The sequence below is a fragment of the Paraburkholderia sp. BL9I2N2 genome (assembly GCF_004339745.1).
Classification (GTDB): Bacteria; Pseudomonadota; Gammaproteobacteria; order Burkholderiales; family Burkholderiaceae; genus Paraburkholderia.
Genome location: NZ_SMGP01000002.1, coordinates 1,055,757 through 1,073,047 on the forward strand (window position 1 = coordinate 1,055,757; position 17,291 = coordinate 1,073,047).

The window sequence follows — 17,291 nt, forward strand, 5'->3', positions numbered from 1 at the left end:
CGCTCCATTATTGAATGACGCCGACATCGACGCCCGCGGGCACCGCTCGTGGCAAATAGGCATAGCCGGAGAAAGCGCGTAGATGCCCGCCGGAGTACACGACCAGGTCGCTGCTGGAAACCGCGAGTGGCGTGCCGCGGCGCTTCGCGGTGGCGGCGACATACACGTCGAATGAAGACCCCAGTATGGATTTCAAGTTCGGCAGCGTCGGCCCTTCCCACGCGACGCCGAACACGATGCCGTTGCGCGCGACGTACTCGCGCACCAGCGTGCCGGACGGCAGCGTCATCAGGTGTACCGAATACGCGCTTTGCGTAGTGGACGTGTGAGCCACCGCGCGCAAGCGGGATTGATCGCCGTCGACGGTGCTGACGTTCTGGCCGAGCGTCGCGTGCGCGGCGAACGACAGCGCACAGCTTGCTCCGAGCATCGCGCTGGCAATGCTGGAATAGAGCATCGGTTTCAAGTGACTTCCTTCGAGGTGAAACGCTCGTGACCAGGCGCCGAGCCGATCACGGACGGAAACAAGGGGCGCACGCTTCGCCGGTGCTGCCGTGTCGTATTCACACTGGTTGAGCAGCGTGAATGCGTCTACGGAGTGGCGGCGTGAAACTTTAACCATCGCGGCGAGACGCTGCAATCGTTTGCAAAAGGATTTAAACCTTTCCGTCGCGCGGCGCCGTTTTAACGTATTCGATATTTCGGAATCAGATCACCAAGGGGCGGCGCTTTGACCCGGCATTTCCGCTTCACGGCTCGTTAAAAGCCAACAGCGAAGCAAACTGTCCAAGGTCCATGCAGAAAAAAATTAACGCGCGCAGCATTGCGCAGCCAATGTAAGTGGGTGCTGAAAAAGTCGAGCAAAATGCCTGTTTTCCTCTGACAATACGACGCCCCAAAAGGCTTTTCATGTGAAGAGAAAATCGATTCCGTGAGCCTGATTCGCGGAACAAAAAAATGCCACGGAGGACTGGAAAGTCATCCGCGGCATCGGTCATTCGAACGTAACGCGTCAGCGATTCGACGCGTCAGCGTCCGTTACTTTTTTTGCTGCTGCAAAAGCGACTTGAGCTCCTGCACGTTTTCTTCTACGCGTTTTGCGATCACCGCATACGACTCGGCTTGCGTTTGATACGCTGCTTGAGCCAGTTGCTGCATATCGGCAAGCGACTTGTGCAGACTCTGCTGGATCAACTCGGCAGCTTTGCCCGAAGGCGCGGCGCCACCGGCCGACAACTGGCCCGTCAGCGACTGCAATTCGCTCAGGGTCGAGCGCAACATGTCGGCCTGTTTCTGCGCAAGCGACTGCATCCCCTGGAAGGCCGTCTGATTCGCCTGAACCAGTGCTTCCATGTCCTTGCGTCGCGCTTCCATGATGGCGGGTACGTCGAAGCCGGGGAGCTTGAACTGCTCCAGCATTTTGGTGAAATCGCCAAACGGATTGGCGGCGTCAGGTCGGTCCATGCGAAATCCTCCTTAACGGTTGAATACTCGCCGGCGGTGCATCGCCGCGTGGTGTTTCCGTGACGCATGCACTGGCGGCGTCGCGTGCGCCGAGCGTCCGCTGGAACGAGCGGGTTCTGGGGTCGGACGGCACATCGCTCAATCATGCGCCATCCGGAAACAATCCGCCAGCGGGCACACCCTGGCTCGCGCGCCACCTGTCGACGGGACCAGGCGGCCATTGGCCGCGCGGCATGGAAGGCCCGGTAAGTTACAAGGCGGCTTCAGTAACCCTACGAACCGGCATGTCGACTATCGTTGCTCATGTGCCGGCGCGCTGTAGCGCCGGCCCTGTCTCGATGGGAGCGAGTTCATGAAAAAAGCAATCTTGAGCACGGCGCTGAGCGCCGTTCTGACTCTGGCCGCGACGGCCGCGTTTGCCCAGGAAGCGCCGCCGCCCGCGGCCTCTCAGGCGCATGGCGAGCCGCAGCGCGGCGACGGGCCACCGCCGCATTGCCGGATGGGTCCGATGGGTCCAATGGGTCCGATGGGTCCCGGCTTCGCGGTGATCAACGATCTGGAACAGTTGCGCCGCCTGTATGCGATGAGCGGACATCAAGGCGAAATCATCGCCGTGTATCACGACGTGCTGAACAAGACGCAAGATCCGATGCTGCGCCACTACGTGTATGACTCGCTGGCTCGCGAGCAGTTGAGGCCCGCCAATCCCGATCAGGCGATCGCGACGCTGCGCACCAGTCTGTCGGAAGACCTCGCCGCCGCGAACAAGGCGCCGCACGGCGCGCCGGGCGGGATGCCGCCGCCGGCTCTGGCGCAGTAAATTCTTGCCGTGGCGTCACGACGTCAGCTTCGCCGTGACGCCGCACATGAACCACGTGATCAGTCCATGCCGCGCTTCATCGCCAGGTGCCTCGCTAGCTGAGTGACCGTTCGACACGCACGCTAGTGCCCTGCGCACGCGGGCATTTTTCCTTCGATAAACAGCCGCACGGCAACTCAAGCGGTCGAAGCGCCCGCTTGGAAGCGCTCCCGCCTGTAGGCCGTCTAACCATTCAGCATGCTGCGTTAGCTTTCCCACATTGCCGCTTCACTGACCCCTTCTCATCTTCCGTCAGGTGATTAGGATATGAGCACTGCAACACTGGTGCCCTGGTGAAGAATGCGCTACCCGCTGAACTTGGCCGTCGCCGCCGTCCTACTGGTTTTTGTCCTTGGCTGCATCATCAAGCTCGCCTTGAACTGATGGCCGATACGCATGGCGCCGCACGCACGGTTGCACGCGTAGTTGTACAACTTCACGCCGCTTGCCGGCGCGGTCGATCCACATCCGCACAGCCTCTCTTTTCCCGCTGCGTCCGCTGACTTTCGTGACACGCGAAAGCCCCGCGCGACGCCTTCGGCGTGTCTGTCCGCGCCGTGACATAGGACGAAATAATTGTTGAATGGAGTTCGGGAAGTGACGCGACCATACTTCGTTTCGCTGCCGGTGCGTACGAAACAGAACGCATGAGATCAAGGGTGCTTCAAGAGCGAGACGTTTCGCCGACGATCAACGATCCTACGGTTGCCCGATCATCGAGAGAACCGTTCGAACATTCCGGCACCGCGTGCCGACGACAGGATCAACATGTTGACTTCAGTGAATTTCCTCAGAAAAAATGCCGCCCGTTTGGCCTGCGTGACGATGGTTTGCTGCAGCGCGCTGCTGACCGGTTGCGCCGGCAGCAGCATCAAGGATGCAAGCACGGCGAGCACGCCGGTCCAGGTGCGCCCGGACAACATCTATGTCTACACCTTCGACGCCAATTCGGATCAGGTCAAACTGGATGGCGGCATGATGCAGAAAGTGAAGACGCAACTCGAAGGTTCGTCCACTGCGCAAAAGCAAGCCGCCGAGTCCGCCGAAGTCCGCGAGCAGGTCGCCAACGAAATCGTGCATCAATTGCAGTCGATGGGTCTGCATGCGATCCGCTCGGACGTCCCCGCACCGGCCGATCAGAATGTGCTGCTCGTGCAAGGCAGCTTCGATACGATCGACTCGGGCAATCGCCGTCGCCGCATGTTGATCGGCCTCGGTGCGGGCAAGAGTCAGGTCAGCAGCTCGGTACAGATTCTGTATAAGCCCGCGGGCGGCACACCGCGTCTGGTGCAAACCTTCACCGCCAACGCCGACAGCGGCAAAGCGCCTGGCATGGTCGAGACCGCGGGCGTGGGCGCGGCGGCCGGCAGCATCGCGACTTCGGCGGCCGTGGGCGGAGGCTTGCACGCTGTATCCGAAACCAAACGTGCCGGCGTGTCAGCGGACGCGAAACGCCTCGCCGACGCGGTGGCCAAGCAGATTGGCGAGATCGGCGTAAGCGGTGGCTGGCTGTCGACGGAGCACACCAAAGGCTGATAACGCTTGGCCGATTTGTTGAACCGGAGTGATCGTGAACAGCGCTCGGCAGAGTCGGATTTCGGTCCCACTCTGCCGTTCACGTTTCAGGCCTTCGTATAGCGCAGCCACACCGAATCGTGGTCCTTCTTTTCGACGGATGTGAGCTTCAGATACGCGGGCGCTTGCCACTTCTCCATCGCCACTTCGAACGAGGAAGGATGTTCGCTGCGGCCATCCACCAGCGGCAAAATCAGCACGCTCACTTCGTCGACGAGACCGGCGTTCACGAACGCTCCGCTCACATGCGAACCACCCTCCACGATCAGCTTCTTCACGCCGAGCTCACGTGCCAATGTCTGCACGACCTTGCCGAGATCGATCTCGGTCTTGCCGCCGAACACGTATGACACGCCGATCGACTGCAGATACGCGAGGTAGTCGTCGGCAACCTGTTCGGTCAGCACTTCGATCACGTGCGACTTGAGCGCAGTGTTGGTCTTCCACGCCACGCGGCCCTGCGGATCGATCGAAATCGCGTATTGGTCCGCTTTGCGTTCGACGAAATGATCGGTGCGAGGCACCGCGCCCTTGGCGAGCCCTTTCGGATAATCCGTGCCGTGCGAAATCTCCTGCATGGTGACGCGCCCGCAGATCCAGCCGTCGGCTTCGAAAGTGGCAGCCGTGTCTTCATACAGGTCCGACGCGTAGTCGAGGTGCCAGCCGTCCGTCAGGCTGCGGCCGTCGAGCGAGGACATCATGTGAGCGACGATATAAGGGGTCATGCGTCAAGCCTCCGTGTCAGGTCAATGAAAAGACCTTGAAGCAAGGGCCGTTCCGCAAGCGCGTCGATTCCTTTTCCGCTAGTACACATGAGGTTGGTCGCGCGGCACGCGGGCAATTCATCCGTGACTGGCAGAGCGCTCGGACATGAGATGCTCCGGACGCTGCAGTCGGTCTAGCGCGTGGCAAGGCGCGGCGCCGGCCGCTCGCGTGGAGACAGAATGAGATGTGCCGCCTGCCCCGGCGCATGAATTGGCGCGACAAGCGGCACGATCAATCGATACAGGAAACTCGGGGCGGAAGCTTAGGCGACCTTATAGCGTTCCAGCCAATGCGCGTACGGCGCCGGCAACGTCCACGACGGACGCTCGATGCCGAGCTTCTTCGCCGCATGGTACGGCCAGTGCGGATCGGCCAGATGCGCGCGGCCGACCATCACCAGATCCAGTTGCCCGTCCTTCACCGAACGATCCGCCAGTTCCGGCGTATCGATGCCCCAGGCCGACGAAACCGGGATGCCGGCCTCGCGCCGCACGCGCTCGGCGATCGGCGCGAGAAACGCCGGCGCCCACGGAATCGCCGCCGTCGGCGTGGAGAAGCCGACGCTGACGCTCAGCATATCCAGCCCCTCGCGCTTAAAGTTCTTCGCCAGTTCGATCGATTCGAGCAAGGTTTCCTCGTCGCGTCCGTCGTACTCGATCACACCGAAACGCGCCGTCAACGGCAGATGCTCCGGCCACACCTTGCGCACCGCCGCCAGCGTTTCGAGCATGAAGCGGCTGCGGTTCTCGAGGCTGCCGCCGTAAGCGTCGTCGCGCTGGTTGGAGTGCGTCGAGAAGAAGCTCTGGCCGAGATAGCCATGCGCGAAATGCAGTTCGAGCCATTCGAAGCCCGCGTCACGCGCACGCCTCGCGGCGGCGACGAAATCTTCGCGGACGCGCGCTATGTCGTCGAGCGTCATGGCTTTCGGCACCTTCGGCAGATTGCCGCCGAACGCGATCGCCGACGGCGCGATGGTTTGCCAGCCGCGGCTGTCGTCGGCGGCGATGTGGTCGTCGCCTTCCCACGGACGGTTCGCGCTGGCTTTGCGGCCCGCGTGACCGATCTGGATGCCCGGCACCGAGCCGGCGGCCTTGATCGACGCCACGACCGGCGCGAAAGCCTGCGCCTGCTCGTCCGTCCAGATGCCCGCACAGCCCGGCGTAATACGGCCGTCAGGCGACACGGCCGTCGCCTCGACGATCACCAGCCCCGCGCCGCCGCGCGCCAGACCGGCCAGGTGGACACGATGCCAGTCGTTGATCACGCCGTCTTCGGCGGTGTACTGGCACATCGGCGGAATGGCGATCCGGTTGCGCAGGGAAACGTCTTTGAGCTTGTAGGGCTGGAACAATGCGGACATCAGGCTAAACTCCTCTGGACTTGCTTGTACGGTAGTTCGATAAACATCGAATAACGAAGTATCGCAGAAACCTTTATCATTTGCAGAATGCGTACTTATAACCACCCCGCCGCCGAGGATTTCGCGCTCGGGCGGCTCTTTCATGCCCTGAGCGACCCGGTCCGCCTGGAGATTGTCCGGCGCCTGGCGTCGGTCGACGAGGCCACCTGCGGCGAACTCGACGGCGGCCGCCCGAAGTCGAGCGTGTCCCATCACTTCCGGATCCTGCGTGAGGCGGGCCTCGTGCGCACGCGCGTGGCCGGCACCGTGCATCAGAATTCGCTACGGCGCGCGGAACTGGACGCCCGGTTTCCGGGGTTGATGGAGGCGATTCTCAAGCAGATCGTCGAGGAGCCGGTGGAGAGCGAATTGGCTTGAGCTTGGCGCCCGCTGCTGCGCCAACGTGACGCATGCAGCGCGATCTCACGCAGCTATTCCCGCCAAAGCTTGCGCATCAGCGCGAGCAGCGCCGTCGGGGCCGTGCCTTTTTGACAATAGCCGTCGAAATTGTGACGTGCTTTGCCGGTTTCCTTCACGTGATCCTCATCGAGCGACGTGAACGCGACAATGCCCAGACTCTGCGTCGGCAGATAGCTGCGCAGCGCGCTCGCGGTTTCATAGCCGTCGCGCTCCGGCATCATGATGTCGAGCACCACGACGTCCGGCACCCAGTCCCGCACGCAGCGCAGCGCCTGCTCGCAGCCATTGGCGGCACGGGCTTCCACGCCTTCGTAGGAGAGATAAGTGGCGAGTGCCTCGGCGGCGCCGGCGTTGTCGTCGACGACCAGCACGCGCGGCATTTCGTGCAGGACCCGGATCTCACGGGCACTCCACCTTTGGCAAGTAGCGGGGGTTCGGGGCATGTGTGACAGCTTGCGATAAAAACATCAGCGGGCAGCAAGCGGCGTACCAAGCGGCAGCGAAAACGGGTGTCACGACACTGGGAATGGCGCCTCGACCGCATCGCGGCCCGCTACGTCGCGTGCCGCGCACGCATGTCTGAGCGACGCCCCGAAGCCCAGCCACAACACCAGCGAACCCGTCGACACCGCGCCGAGCGCGATGAACGCGGCGGGATAACCGAAACGGTGCGCGAGGATTCCGCCCAACGCGGGGCTCAACGCCGCGCCAGCGCCCTGCACCGTCATCACGACGCCCTGCCCCACGTTCACCCGCCCACTGCCTTCCAGCAGCCGCACCACCAGTGCCGGCACCGCGACGCTTTGCAATCCCGCGCCGATGCCGTCGAGCGCTTGCACCGGCCACACACCCCACGCGTGAATCACCGACGCGGCGATCAGCCCGCGCATCGGCAGCGCGAGGAAAGTCAGCAGGATCACCCACCAGTAGCCGCGCCAGCGGATCAGCCGGGTCGCCAGCATCGCGGCCGCAACCATCACGAGTTGCGCAATGACGATGGTCTGCGCGGTGAACGCGCTCGGCTCGCCCTGATGGGCCGCGACGATCGCGAGCCCGTAGAGCGGCAGCATGGCCGCGTTGCCCAGATGAAACAGGCCAAGCGCCGCGGCGAGCAGTAGCAACGGACGGGATTGCAACAGCACCCGCAAGCCGCTCGCGGGTGCTTTGCCGCCTTCATCTGACGTGTCGGCGCCGGCGCCTCGCGCGGCATCGTGATCGATGGCGTCGCGCGGAATCGACGCCACGGCGGCAATCGACAACAAGCCGAACAGCGCGCTCAGGACGAACACCGCGCCGAACCCGTAACGCCAGCCCAGCCAACCCGACAGCGCCGCCGCAACCACATTGCCGCCATGATTGGCCACCTGATTGCGGCCGAACTGCCGGTCGAAACCCTGCTGCCTGACCATGCCCAGCGTCATGCCGGCCAAGGCCGGGCCGATTGCCGCGCCGGTGATCGCGGTCGCCACCTGGGACGCCGCCACCATCCAGTAGCTGTGCGAGATCCACAGCAAACCGGACGCGAGCATGGTCATCAGACCGGCGCACACGACGAGGCTGCGCTTATGGCGCGTCGCGTCGACCAGCGCGCCGGCCGGCGAAGTCGCGAGCATGCCGGCGATGCCGCCGATCGTCATGACCGTGCCGATCTGATCGGCACCCCAACCGCGCGCCTGCAGGAACACGCCGAGAAACGGTCCGATACCGGCTTGCACATCGGCCACGAAGAAATTCAGCGCCTCCAGCGCGCGTTGGGCTTTCACGATGCCCCCGGCGCGGCACAGCGGTCCCGCGTGCCGCGTGGCGAACAATTCGAGCGTATCGGCTTCAACATGCGGACGACCTCACTGGCGACGAGTGCCGGGACGGTGGCCAGCCTGACGCAACTCGTATGCCATTGGCGCGTGAACGCCGCGAGGGGAAGCGGCCAGCGGTGACGCGGAGCGCTGTCCGGTTCGTGGACAACGGTTGTCCAGCGGCGCAACAGCGAGCCGGCGCCTGTCCGCTTGCAGCGTCGTCGAACGCCTGGCGGTGACTCGCGCACCACGGGCCGGAATTTTGCTACTGTCTAGCTCCAAACCTTCCCCGCGCACTCATGGCCGCTGCTCCCCGACGTTTATCGTTCGCCAGTCAGTTGATCGTTTTCTGGCTGCTGGTCGCGGTGATGTGCGCGGTCCTGATCGGGCTCGTGTGGTTCATGGCGCAAGCGAATCTCGGACGGCAGATCAGCGTCGCGCGTCAGCAGGGGCTGGCCGGCTGCGAGACGATCGGGTCGCGCTACGACCTGTCGATCGACCGGACGGCGGAGCCGATCGCCGCGCCACGCGCCGGTCAACCCGCGGCCGCCGCGCCCGCCGCGCAACCGGCGTCGCCCAATGGACCGAACACGGATCTGATGCACGCGATCCTCGACGTCGTGCTCGCGCAAATGGACGGCGTGGAAGGCGGCTTCTGGCGGCCGGAAGGCGCGCCGCGCGGCAGTTTCGATGCGTACGCGTTTCCGACCTATCAGGGCAGCGGCATCAAGCGCGACATCCCCGATGCCGAGACGCCGCTGATTCTGCGCACCTTGCGCGCGACGTCCGCGACACGTGCGGCGGCATCCGAATTCGTCGAAGGCCAGCAGGATGCCGTGATCGTCACCGCCTGTCCGGTGCCGCATCGGGACGGCCTCTTTGCGTGGACACTGTCGCGCGTGCATCCGCCGCTCGGGCCGTCGGGCAAAGCGCTCGTGACCACCCTCGCGGTGTTGCTTGCAGTAATCGTCGGTATCGCCATCGCGCTCGGCGTGCTGCTGCGACGCTGGCGCGCCAATCTCGCGCGCGTCGAGGCCAGCCTGAGCCGGCCCGCCGACCTGTTCACGCCGATTGCGCCGACCGGCGAGCCCGACCTCGACAAGATCGTCCACGCGTTCAACGTCTACGGCGCGCGCGCCACGTCCTTGCAGCAGCAAGCCGGCGATCTGCATACGCAGCTCGCGGCCGCGGAACGCTTCGCGGCAATCGGCCGGTTCTCCGCGCAGATGGCGCACGAGATCCGCAACCCGATCGGCGCGATGCGGCTCAAGGCGGAAAATGCCCTGAACGGCGACACCGAACGCAAGCAGCGCGCACTCGGCGCGATCCTCGAACAGATTCAGCGGGTGGAACGGCAACTGTCGGGTCTGCTCGCGCTGACCCAGCCCGTGCGTATCGACGCCCATGCCGTCGATTTGCGCAGCTGGCTCGCCGAGCGCATGGAATGGCATCAGGACGCGGCCGCGCGGGCCGGCATCGCACTCGCATTGGAGTGCGCCGAAGGGCTTCCCGCGCAGGCGTGTTTCGACGCGGAGCAACTGGCGCGCGCCATCGATAATCTGATCCTCAACGCGCTGCGTCATACGCCATCCGGCGGCCACGTCACGCTGCGCGCGGCGCGCCCCGCCGCGGCACTGCGGATCGAAGTGACCGACGACGGTCCCGGCGTGCCGCACGCCGAGCGTGAGAGCATTTTCGAACCGTTCGTGACCGGCCACGCTGCCGGTTCGGGGCTTGGCCTCGCCGTGGTACGCGAGATCGCTGCCGCGCACGGCGGCCGTGCCTTTTATGAAGCGCGCGAGCGCGGTGCCTGTTTTGTGATCGAGATCCCATGGCGCACATCCTGATCGTCGACGACGACGACGCCTTCCGCGAAAGCCTAGCCGAAACGCTCGGCGACCTTGGCCATGTCATCGAGCAGGCAGGCAGCGGCCACGATGCGCTTGCGATGCTTGCCAGCGACACGCGCATCGACTGCATGTTTCTCGACATCAGGATGCCGGACCTGAGCGGCATCGACGTGCTCGAGCGTCTGCGCGCGATGCCGTCGCGCGCCGCGCTGCCGGTGGTCGTGCTGACCGCCTTCGCCACCAGCGACAACACCATTCACGCGATGCGGCTCGGCGCCTTCGAGCACCTGACCAAGCCGGTCGGGCGCGACGCGATCGCGTCCCTGCTGCGCAAGATCGAAGCGTCCAATGGCGGGGCGTCGAGCCCGCCGCTGCCGGCGTCGAACGAAGACGTCACCGACGGCACGCCTCGCCTGCTCGGCAACAGCGAAGCGCTGCGCGACGCGCAAAAGCAGATCGGCCGCGCCGCCGCCACGGATTCGACCGTGCTGATCACGGGCGAAACGGGCACCGGCAAAGAAGTTGCGGCGCGCGTCCTGCACGACGCGTCACGGCGCCGGCACGCGCCGTTCGTCGCGATCAACTGCGCGGCGATTCCCGCCGAACTTCTGGAGAGCGAACTATTCGGCCACACGCGCGGCGCCTTCACCGGCGCGGTGACGCAGCGCGCCGGCCGCATCGTCGAAGCGAACGGCGGCACGCTGTTTCTCGATGAAATCGGCGACCTGCCGTTGCCGATGCAAGCCAAGCTGCTGCGCGTGATTCAGGAGCGCACGCTGACGCCGGTCGGCAGCAACACGAGCATCGCCATCGACGTGCGCATCGTGGCCGCGACGCACCGCGACCTCACGGCGGAAGTCGCGGCACGCACGTTCCGCGAGGATCTGTTCTACCGGCTCAACGTGATTCCGGTTCATCTGCCGCCGTTGCGCGATCGTCCCGACGATATTCTTCCGCTGGCCGCGCACTTTCTCATCGCCGCCGCGAATCTGGCCGGACCCGCGCGGACCTTGAGCGGCGATGCCGAGCGGCGCCTGCTCGCGCACGCATGGCCCGGCAACGTCCGCGAGTTGAAGAACGCGATGGAGCGTGTCGCCGCGCTCGCACGCGGCCCGCTCGTGACCGCCGACGATCTGGCTTTTCTCACCGCGCCGCGCGCCGGCGTGAGCGAGATTCCCGCCGCGCTGCTCGATCTGCCGCTGCCGCAGGCGATCGAATGGCTGGAGCGCGCCGCAATCGAACGCGCGCTGCAGCAGAGCGCGGGCAATCGCGCGGAAGCGGCGCGCCGCCTCGGCATCAGCCGTCAATCGCTCTATACGAAGATCGCCGCGTACAAGCTCGGTTGATGCGCTTGCCGGTGTCCAACTGGGCGACACCCGCCGTCCAGCCAGACGACATCATCAACCGGACGCTACGGCGGAAAGCGTTACGCGACAACCCATAGCGGCATGGCATAGCGGTTGCGAAGACTTCTGCACGACATTGCAGTCGAAGGAGTCCGACAATGAACCGTTTCAACCCGATCGCACGCGCGGCGGCCGCGCTCGCCGTCATCGCCGCGACGGCAGCTTGCGCGGCGCAAACCATGCCGCCGCCCGCGCCGAGCGCCGGCGCACCGATGCCACCGCCGCCTTTCATCGCGGCTCCTCGTGATGGCGCTCCCGCAAGTGTGAGCGGCGTGGTCCAGCGCTATGTGATCAACCCGGAAGGCGATGTCGACGGCATGCTGCTCGCCGACAACACGTTAGTCCGGTTCCCGCCGCATATCGGCACTCAGGTGGCCGCCACCTTCGCGCCAGGCGCCACGGTCAACGTCAACGGCGTCGCGCAGCCCGGCGGGACGCTGCGCGCCAGCCAGATCGCCGACGCGAACAACGGGCGCAGCATCGTCGATCAACCGCCGCCGGCCGATGCCCAGCGTCTGCCGAAGTCGCTCGCCGGCGTCGGGCTCGTCAAGCTGGATGCCACGGGCCGCGTGCTGCGGGTCACCAGCGCACCGCGCGGCGAACCCGACGGCGTACTCCTCACTGACGGCACCGTGATCAAGCTGACGCCGCCCGCGGCCGCGCGCTTCGCGAACCTGTTGCAGCCAGGCGCGACGATCGCGGCGCAAGGCTACGGCACGCGTAATCGCTATGGCGAATCACTGCAAGCCACCGCCTTCGGTACACCCGGCAATCTCACGGTGCTCTACGACACCCCGCCCAGGTAGTCACGACTCATCACTCGAACAAAGGAGTTTCATCATGCATTGGATCGACCCCGCCTGCCTGCCGGAAACGCGCGGCAAAGTCGTGCTGTTCCTGCTCAATCCGCACGGCGACGCGGACGGCTTCATTCTTCAGCACGCCGACGGCACGCAGCAGCAGGTGCATTTCCCGCCGCATCTGGGCAAACAGATCGCGCGTCACATCGCGCCGGGCGATACGGTGCGCGTACGCGGCGTGAAACCGCGCGGCGCCGATCTGATCGCCGCCATTTCGCTGACGAGCCGGCAAGGCATCGAGATCGTCGACGAAGGCCCGCGGCCTCACGAACACGGCCCGAAGCATGAACACGGCCACGGCCATGAACACGACGGCAAGCCGATGGATGTGCAAGGCGAAGTCGTCATGCCGCTCTACGGTCCGAAGGGCGAATTGCGCGGCGCGTTGCTGGAAGACGGCACGTCGCTGCGCATGCCGCCGCATGCCGCGGCCGAACTCGTCGCGTATCTGACGCCAGGCGCGCATGTGCAGGCGTGGGGCCGCGGCGTGAGAAACCGGGTGGGTTGCACGGTGGACGTACATGACATCGCCGAACTGGTCGATGAGGAGGCCGGGTCGGAGGCTTGAACGCGTAGCGCCCGGCATTCGCGGTGCCGGGCGCGGCTATCGTCGAACGACGGACGAAGCGCTCACGCGCATGATGGCGTTGATCCGCAGCGGCTTGCTGAACCTCGATCACATCGACGTCACCACATGCCCGCTCGATAATGCCAATGACGCCGTCACGCACGCCGCTGAAAACGGCGTGCACCACTCATCACGGATGGTTGTACATCGCATTCCAATCCGCGCTGGAAACCGGCGCACGTCCCGCGTCCGATGAACCGCTCGCGGTGCCGCCAAAACCTGTCGCCGCGTGCCGTGCCGCGACCCGTGCTTCGGCGGCCTGAATATCAGCCGGATAGTTCGGATCTTCGCCGCGGGCCGGGTTATAGCCGGCCTGTTCGAGTTCGATCAACTCAGCACGCACTTGCGCACGGGTCACAGGCGAGTTCGATTGAGCGAACACGGCAACCGGCGCTGCAAGGGCAGCGGCAACCACAACGGCTTGAATAAGGGACTTCATGATGACGACCTCCAGACTTCGCTTTGCTCTGCTACGAACAGCCCTGTTCGTAATTCAGTGACGACAGTCTAGAAAGGTGGCCGCTTGAGAATAAGGGCCTTGTGTGGAGAGGATTGTTCTCGAATGTGCATAGACCGCGGATAGGCCCGCCATATCTCGACGCGGACCGGCAAGTTCGGCGAAGCACCGCGTCCGCGTGCAACGGCAAAGAACTTCAATGCACTCGCGAAGACACTCGCGTTCGCGTCGCCGACCTTGAATCGCGCATTCAACGACCAGCGAATCCGCGCAGATTTCTATTCCCCGCGCTATTGCCCTAGCCTTCAACCCGATGTCTATCGCCATTGCGCGCGGACGTGAAAAGGACACTTGGCGGCCAGCTATCTGCACGGCCTTCAGCGGCAAGGTCGGCACCGTCCCTTGCGGCCGTTTCACATGACACTTGCCATCTTGCTAGAGATATGATCTCCTACCACTTACCAAATATTTCAATGCTAGGTTGTTCATTGCCGCGCTCGGCGCGGCATGCTTCACTGTTGTCCGATTCGGCTGATATTCCACCCGCATACGTTTGCTAATGAGCGATAGCGGCATGCGACGGTGACCGCGTGGCGCAGGTGTCAGGTTGGCAGTGCTCGTTTGATTCACGTTGTCTGACGACCTATGACTGTTGTTTACGGTTGTCGCCGAAGTCAGCACCAGTCGTAGTGTCGCGTCAGATGCCAGGAAGAGTCACCACGGCCTTACCCGCAGGTGAATTGCGTCGAATCCGGCAATGAAAAATGCATTTGTTTTTACTTATCAAAGGAGAAGAAAAGGCAAGTAATAGGTAATCAAAAATGTGAATCACGCATCGATCAAATAAATCCGGAGACAACATGCTTTCACCAGGAAAAACCTCGTTTGCGTTTGCACTCAGTACGCTCACCGCTCTTCTCGTCACCGCTTGCGGTGGCAGCGTGAGCGACACCCCGAGCGATCCGTCGAAAGGCGCAGCCGTCTCTCTTCACGGCATTGTCTACGGCGCGTCGGACACCAGCGTGCCGTCGGGCGCCGGCGTTCCCATCACCATGATGGGACAGATGAGAGCGCTCTTCGACCTCATCAAGAAAGCGCCTGATTTCACCCAAGTGGTGATGGATCTTGGCGATGGCAGCCCCGTTCATGTGCTGGATACCAACACGGGGGATAAATTCCTGCCGGGTAAGCTGGCGCTCGGCCTGTCGTACATATTGATCGATATGAAAACGAAGGGCGATCCGAAATACGCGGACTATCTTGCGACGTACCAGAAAATAACGACCGCGATGATGACGCAGATGCACGGCGCCGATTACGTGTATGCGAATACCTCCTGGGGCGAGTACTACTATCTCGTTGCGCTGAACAATTTCAAGGCGCACGGCATGCTCAATGAAGTTTTCAGCGACGCCATGCTGACCACGCTGCAAAATCGGCTGAACTTCTGCGACATGTTCGGCGCGGACGCAAGCGGCAAAACGAATACGTGCCCGGCGGCAGGCGTGCCGATCGACGTTGCATCGCTCAATACCGCTCAAAACTACTACGCGGTTTCCTACGGCATTGCGGGCTTGCGGCAAAAACTCGGCTGGAGCAATCCGAGCTTCTCGTCCAAGACCGATCCAACCGTGGCAACGATGGGCGCGCGCGACGCGCTTCTGTACACGCTCACCAATCACATTCGAAACGATTCCTCCGGCGGCTTTTCCGACGAAGCGTCGAATACGCACACCACCTACTACGACCAGGCGCGCTTCGACCGATACAGCACGCTGCTGATCGGCGAAGTGACGGAGCGAACGCTGGAAATGGGTAACGAGGCCAATCTGACGCCGGAACTGAAATCGTATCTGCGCAAATCGGTCGATCTGATTCTTCCGCAACTCAATGCCGACGGCCAGGGTTTCAACTACGGCCGATCCATCGGGCCATACGGCGATTCGGCCTTCATGGAAGTCCTCACGGCTGCGGCCAATGCAGGCGTACTGACCGCGCAGGAAATGCAGGTCGCCTATTCGTTCATCTACAAGGCGGCCTATCGCTACGACACGTTCTGGTACGACCCGACGCTGCCCACGCCGTCCGTAAATATGTGGGTGAAAGGCCGCGGGACCGATACGTATCGTGGAAAACCGCGCGTCATGGGTGAGAATTTCAGCCTGCTGCATCAGTTTATGTACGTGAATGCGTGGTGGGACAAGCTGGGTTTCGGCAGCAAGGCGCCCATGTCCGACACTGATCTGCAAGCGTGGCTGGATGCAAGACCGCATTACACGTTGACCTGGTACAACTTGCCGGGCGATACGGCTCATCCGTACAGCGCGGCGCTCGTTACGGTGCGCGATGGCAAACGCGTCATCAATCTCAACCTGAGCCAGGCACCCGATTACAATTCGTACACGCCGTATTACCCGACACCGTTCTCCGACAAGCTGATCTACGGAACCACGGATCTGGGCTACGCGTTGTTGATTCCGCAGGTTACGTATAACGGGAAGACTTACATCCCGGTCACGTACTACAAGAATCTGAGTGTCCAGGAAAACAACGGCCAGGTTGTCGTATCGTTCGACACGGCCAAATTCCGGCAAGCCGCCAAGAATGCAACGTACGCCACCGACATCGACTTGCAAGTGCATACGGTGTTGACGTTCGATCATGGCTCGATGACCCGGACCGATACGCTGAGCTCCGCCACGCTGACCGGCAACATGGCGGTCGAGACGGATTTCACGTCGTTTGCGGACTTCCAGAACACCACGGCGAATAGCGACGGGTTTTCGGTCAAATACGCGAATAGCAATGCGACCAGCTATGGCACCACGGGTTTCGACAGCTGCGCGCTGTCCAACTTCGAGATGGCGGCCGGCGTCACCAATCCGTTGTCCACCACGCCAATTGGGCAGTTGCATTCAAAGTTCGCTTGTACGACGCTTCCGTTTGCGCTGACAGCGGGTAGTCAACGCACGTTGGGCTGGACGCTGAAGTACTCCGATCCGAGCTGATCTCGCGGACGTGCCGGCCTTCTTACGAGGGCCGGCAAATAGGCCACGCTATCGGCGCGGAAAGACACACAGATGCATCTTCACATACAGATTCGGATTGCCGCAGCGATGGCCGGCGTAGTCGATCTGCTCGCCTGGCGCGAGGTCCGTCGACGCCTTTTGCGTGGAAGCCGACGTATTAGCGGAAGCCGCTGCCTTGCCGCCGCTGCTTGCACATCCTGCGAGGCCGGCGGCCAGCATCATCAGCAAGGCAGATTTCTGCAGTAACGCGCGCATTCGCCGCCTCGTCATTCGTGGAAGAAGATGAGTCATCCTGCTCCGCGAAAGTCGCCGCCAGCATCACGCCAAGATGACAAAAATCTCATGCAAGCGGCGCTCGATGCCGTTTTGTCGATACCGCCTGTCCTGACATTTTTCTCATGTTGCGGTCACGATGGCACACCGCCTGCGATTCATACTGGACTCACGAATCGCCGACCGGCGGTCGCCACAAAGGAGATCTCGACATGAATGCTGCAAGACTCTTCACCCTGTCCGTCGTTGCCATAACGATGATCGGCGCACTCTCACCAGCCGCTCAGGCGCAAGGCAAGTCTCGCGAGCAGGTGAATCACGAACTCGTTCAAGCCCAGCATGACGGCGTGACGCCAACCAGCAAGACACAATACCCCCCGGATGCCAACACGATTGCCCGGAACAAGCAGACGCACGCGGTTACGCGGCATGCCGGTGAGAAGGCACCGTCAATGGATCAGCATGACAAACTCGTCGCGAACAAATAGCGGCGCATGCCGCCGGAAGCGA

17 protein-coding genes are annotated in these 17,291 nt (G+C 63.1%); 9 read left to right on the plus strand and 8 right to left on the minus strand.

Annotated elements, in window-relative coordinates; translation table 11 throughout:
- Positions 1-7: 7 nt before the first annotated feature.
- Together B0G74_RS26640 and B0G74_RS26645 are read right to left on the minus strand one after the other, a co-directional pair.
- The gene (locus B0G74_RS26640; protein WP_132379383.1) at positions 8-457 is read right to left on the minus strand and encodes a DUF2844 domain-containing protein; all 450 of its coding nucleotides are present in this window, start codon (positions 455-457) and stop codon (positions 8-10) included.
- 581 nt (positions 458-1,038) lie between these two features.
- Positions 1,039-1,464 carry a phasin family protein gene (locus B0G74_RS26645; RefSeq protein WP_132377920.1) on the minus strand — a complete coding sequence of 142 codons (426 nt, stop codon included), beginning with the start codon at positions 1,462-1,464 and terminating at the stop codon, positions 1,039-1,041.
- A 352-nt stretch (positions 1,465-1,816) separates the two neighbouring features.
- Here B0G74_RS26645 and B0G74_RS26650 point away from each other — a divergent pair, with 352 nt between their 5' ends.
- Positions 1,817-2,284, plus strand: coding sequence for a hypothetical protein (locus B0G74_RS26650; protein ID WP_132377922.1), 468 nt, complete (start codon positions 1,817-1,819; stop codon positions 2,282-2,284).
- A gap of 807 nt (positions 2,285-3,091) precedes the next feature.
- Entirely contained in the window at positions 3,092-3,859 is a 768-nt protein-coding gene (locus tag B0G74_RS26655) for a DUF4410 domain-containing protein (protein ID WP_132377924.1), read from the plus strand.
- Between the two features lie 86 nt (positions 3,860-3,945).
- Here B0G74_RS26655 and B0G74_RS26660 read toward each other — a convergent pair whose 3' ends face one another.
- Together B0G74_RS26660 and B0G74_RS26665 are read right to left on the minus strand one after the other, a co-directional pair.
- The gene (locus tag B0G74_RS26660) at positions 3,946-4,623 is read right to left on the minus strand and encodes a dihydrofolate reductase family protein (protein WP_132377926.1); all 678 of its coding nucleotides are present in this window, start codon (positions 4,621-4,623) and stop codon (positions 3,946-3,948) included.
- Between the two features lie 302 nt (positions 4,624-4,925).
- The gene (locus B0G74_RS26665; RefSeq protein WP_132377928.1) at positions 4,926-6,023 is read right to left on the minus strand and encodes an NADH:flavin oxidoreductase/NADH oxidase; all 1,098 of its coding nucleotides are present in this window, start codon (positions 6,021-6,023) and stop codon (positions 4,926-4,928) included.
- 87 nt (positions 6,024-6,110) lie between these two features.
- Here B0G74_RS26665 and B0G74_RS26670 point away from each other — a divergent pair, with 87 nt between their 5' ends.
- Positions 6,111-6,440 carry a helix-turn-helix domain-containing protein gene (locus B0G74_RS26670; protein ID WP_132377930.1) on the plus strand — a complete coding sequence of 110 codons (330 nt, stop codon included), beginning with the start codon at positions 6,111-6,113 and terminating at the stop codon, positions 6,438-6,440.
- A 53-nt stretch (positions 6,441-6,493) separates the two neighbouring features.
- Here B0G74_RS26670 and B0G74_RS26675 read toward each other — a convergent pair whose 3' ends face one another.
- Together B0G74_RS26675 and B0G74_RS26680 are read right to left on the minus strand one after the other, a co-directional pair.
- Entirely contained in the window at positions 6,494-6,925 is a 432-nt protein-coding gene (locus B0G74_RS26675) for a response regulator (protein ID WP_207915701.1), read from the minus strand.
- Positions 6,926-6,994: 69 nt separating this feature from the next.
- Positions 6,995-8,245: an MFS transporter gene (locus tag B0G74_RS26680; RefSeq protein ID WP_132377932.1), complete on the minus strand. Its 1,251-nt coding sequence runs from the start codon at positions 8,243-8,245 to the stop codon at positions 6,995-6,997.
- 332 nt (positions 8,246-8,577) lie between these two features.
- Here B0G74_RS26680 and B0G74_RS26685 point away from each other — a divergent pair, with 332 nt between their 5' ends.
- From B0G74_RS26685 to B0G74_RS26700, 4 genes are all read left to right on the plus strand, one after another.
- Positions 8,578-10,125 carry a HAMP domain-containing sensor histidine kinase gene (locus B0G74_RS26685; RefSeq protein WP_132377934.1) on the plus strand — a complete coding sequence of 516 codons (1,548 nt, stop codon included), beginning with the start codon at positions 8,578-8,580 and terminating at the stop codon, positions 10,123-10,125.
- Positions 10,110-11,474 carry a sigma-54 dependent transcriptional regulator gene (locus B0G74_RS26690; RefSeq protein WP_132377936.1) on the plus strand — a complete coding sequence of 455 codons (1,365 nt, stop codon included), beginning with the start codon at positions 10,110-10,112 and terminating at the stop codon, positions 11,472-11,474. Before B0G74_RS26685 ends, B0G74_RS26690 begins: the two co-directional genes overlap by 16 nt.
- Positions 11,475-11,632: 158 nt before the next feature.
- Complete coding sequence (locus tag B0G74_RS26695; protein ID WP_132377938.1) at positions 11,633-12,340, plus strand: hypothetical protein; 708 nt, start codon at positions 11,633-11,635, stop codon at positions 12,338-12,340.
- A gap of 34 nt (positions 12,341-12,374) precedes the next feature.
- Complete coding sequence (locus B0G74_RS26700) at positions 12,375-12,962, plus strand: hypothetical protein (RefSeq protein WP_132377940.1); 588 nt, start codon at positions 12,375-12,377, stop codon at positions 12,960-12,962.
- A 190-nt stretch (positions 12,963-13,152) separates the two neighbouring features.
- On the opposite strand, the gene B0G74_RS26705 is transcribed toward B0G74_RS26700, so the two are convergent.
- Entirely contained in the window at positions 13,153-13,461 is a 309-nt protein-coding gene (locus tag B0G74_RS26705) for a DUF4148 domain-containing protein (protein WP_132377942.1), read from the minus strand.
- Between the two features lie 878 nt (positions 13,462-14,339).
- Here B0G74_RS26705 and B0G74_RS26710 point away from each other — a divergent pair.
- Positions 14,340-16,487, plus strand: a complete 2,148-nt coding sequence (locus B0G74_RS26710) for a hypothetical protein (RefSeq protein WP_132377944.1) — start codon at positions 14,340-14,342, stop codon at positions 16,485-16,487.
- 48 nt (positions 16,488-16,535) lie between these two features.
- Here the strand turns inward: B0G74_RS26710 and B0G74_RS26715 are convergent, their stop codons facing one another.
- Positions 16,536-16,763, minus strand: a complete 228-nt coding sequence (locus B0G74_RS26715; protein ID WP_243658308.1) for a hypothetical protein — start codon at positions 16,761-16,763, stop codon at positions 16,536-16,538.
- A gap of 230 nt (positions 16,764-16,993) precedes the next feature.
- Between B0G74_RS26715 and B0G74_RS26720 the strand changes: the two genes are divergently transcribed.
- Complete coding sequence (locus tag B0G74_RS26720) at positions 16,994-17,269, plus strand: DUF4148 domain-containing protein (protein ID WP_132377946.1); 276 nt, start codon at positions 16,994-16,996, stop codon at positions 17,267-17,269.
- Positions 17,270-17,291: the final 22 nt, after the last annotated feature.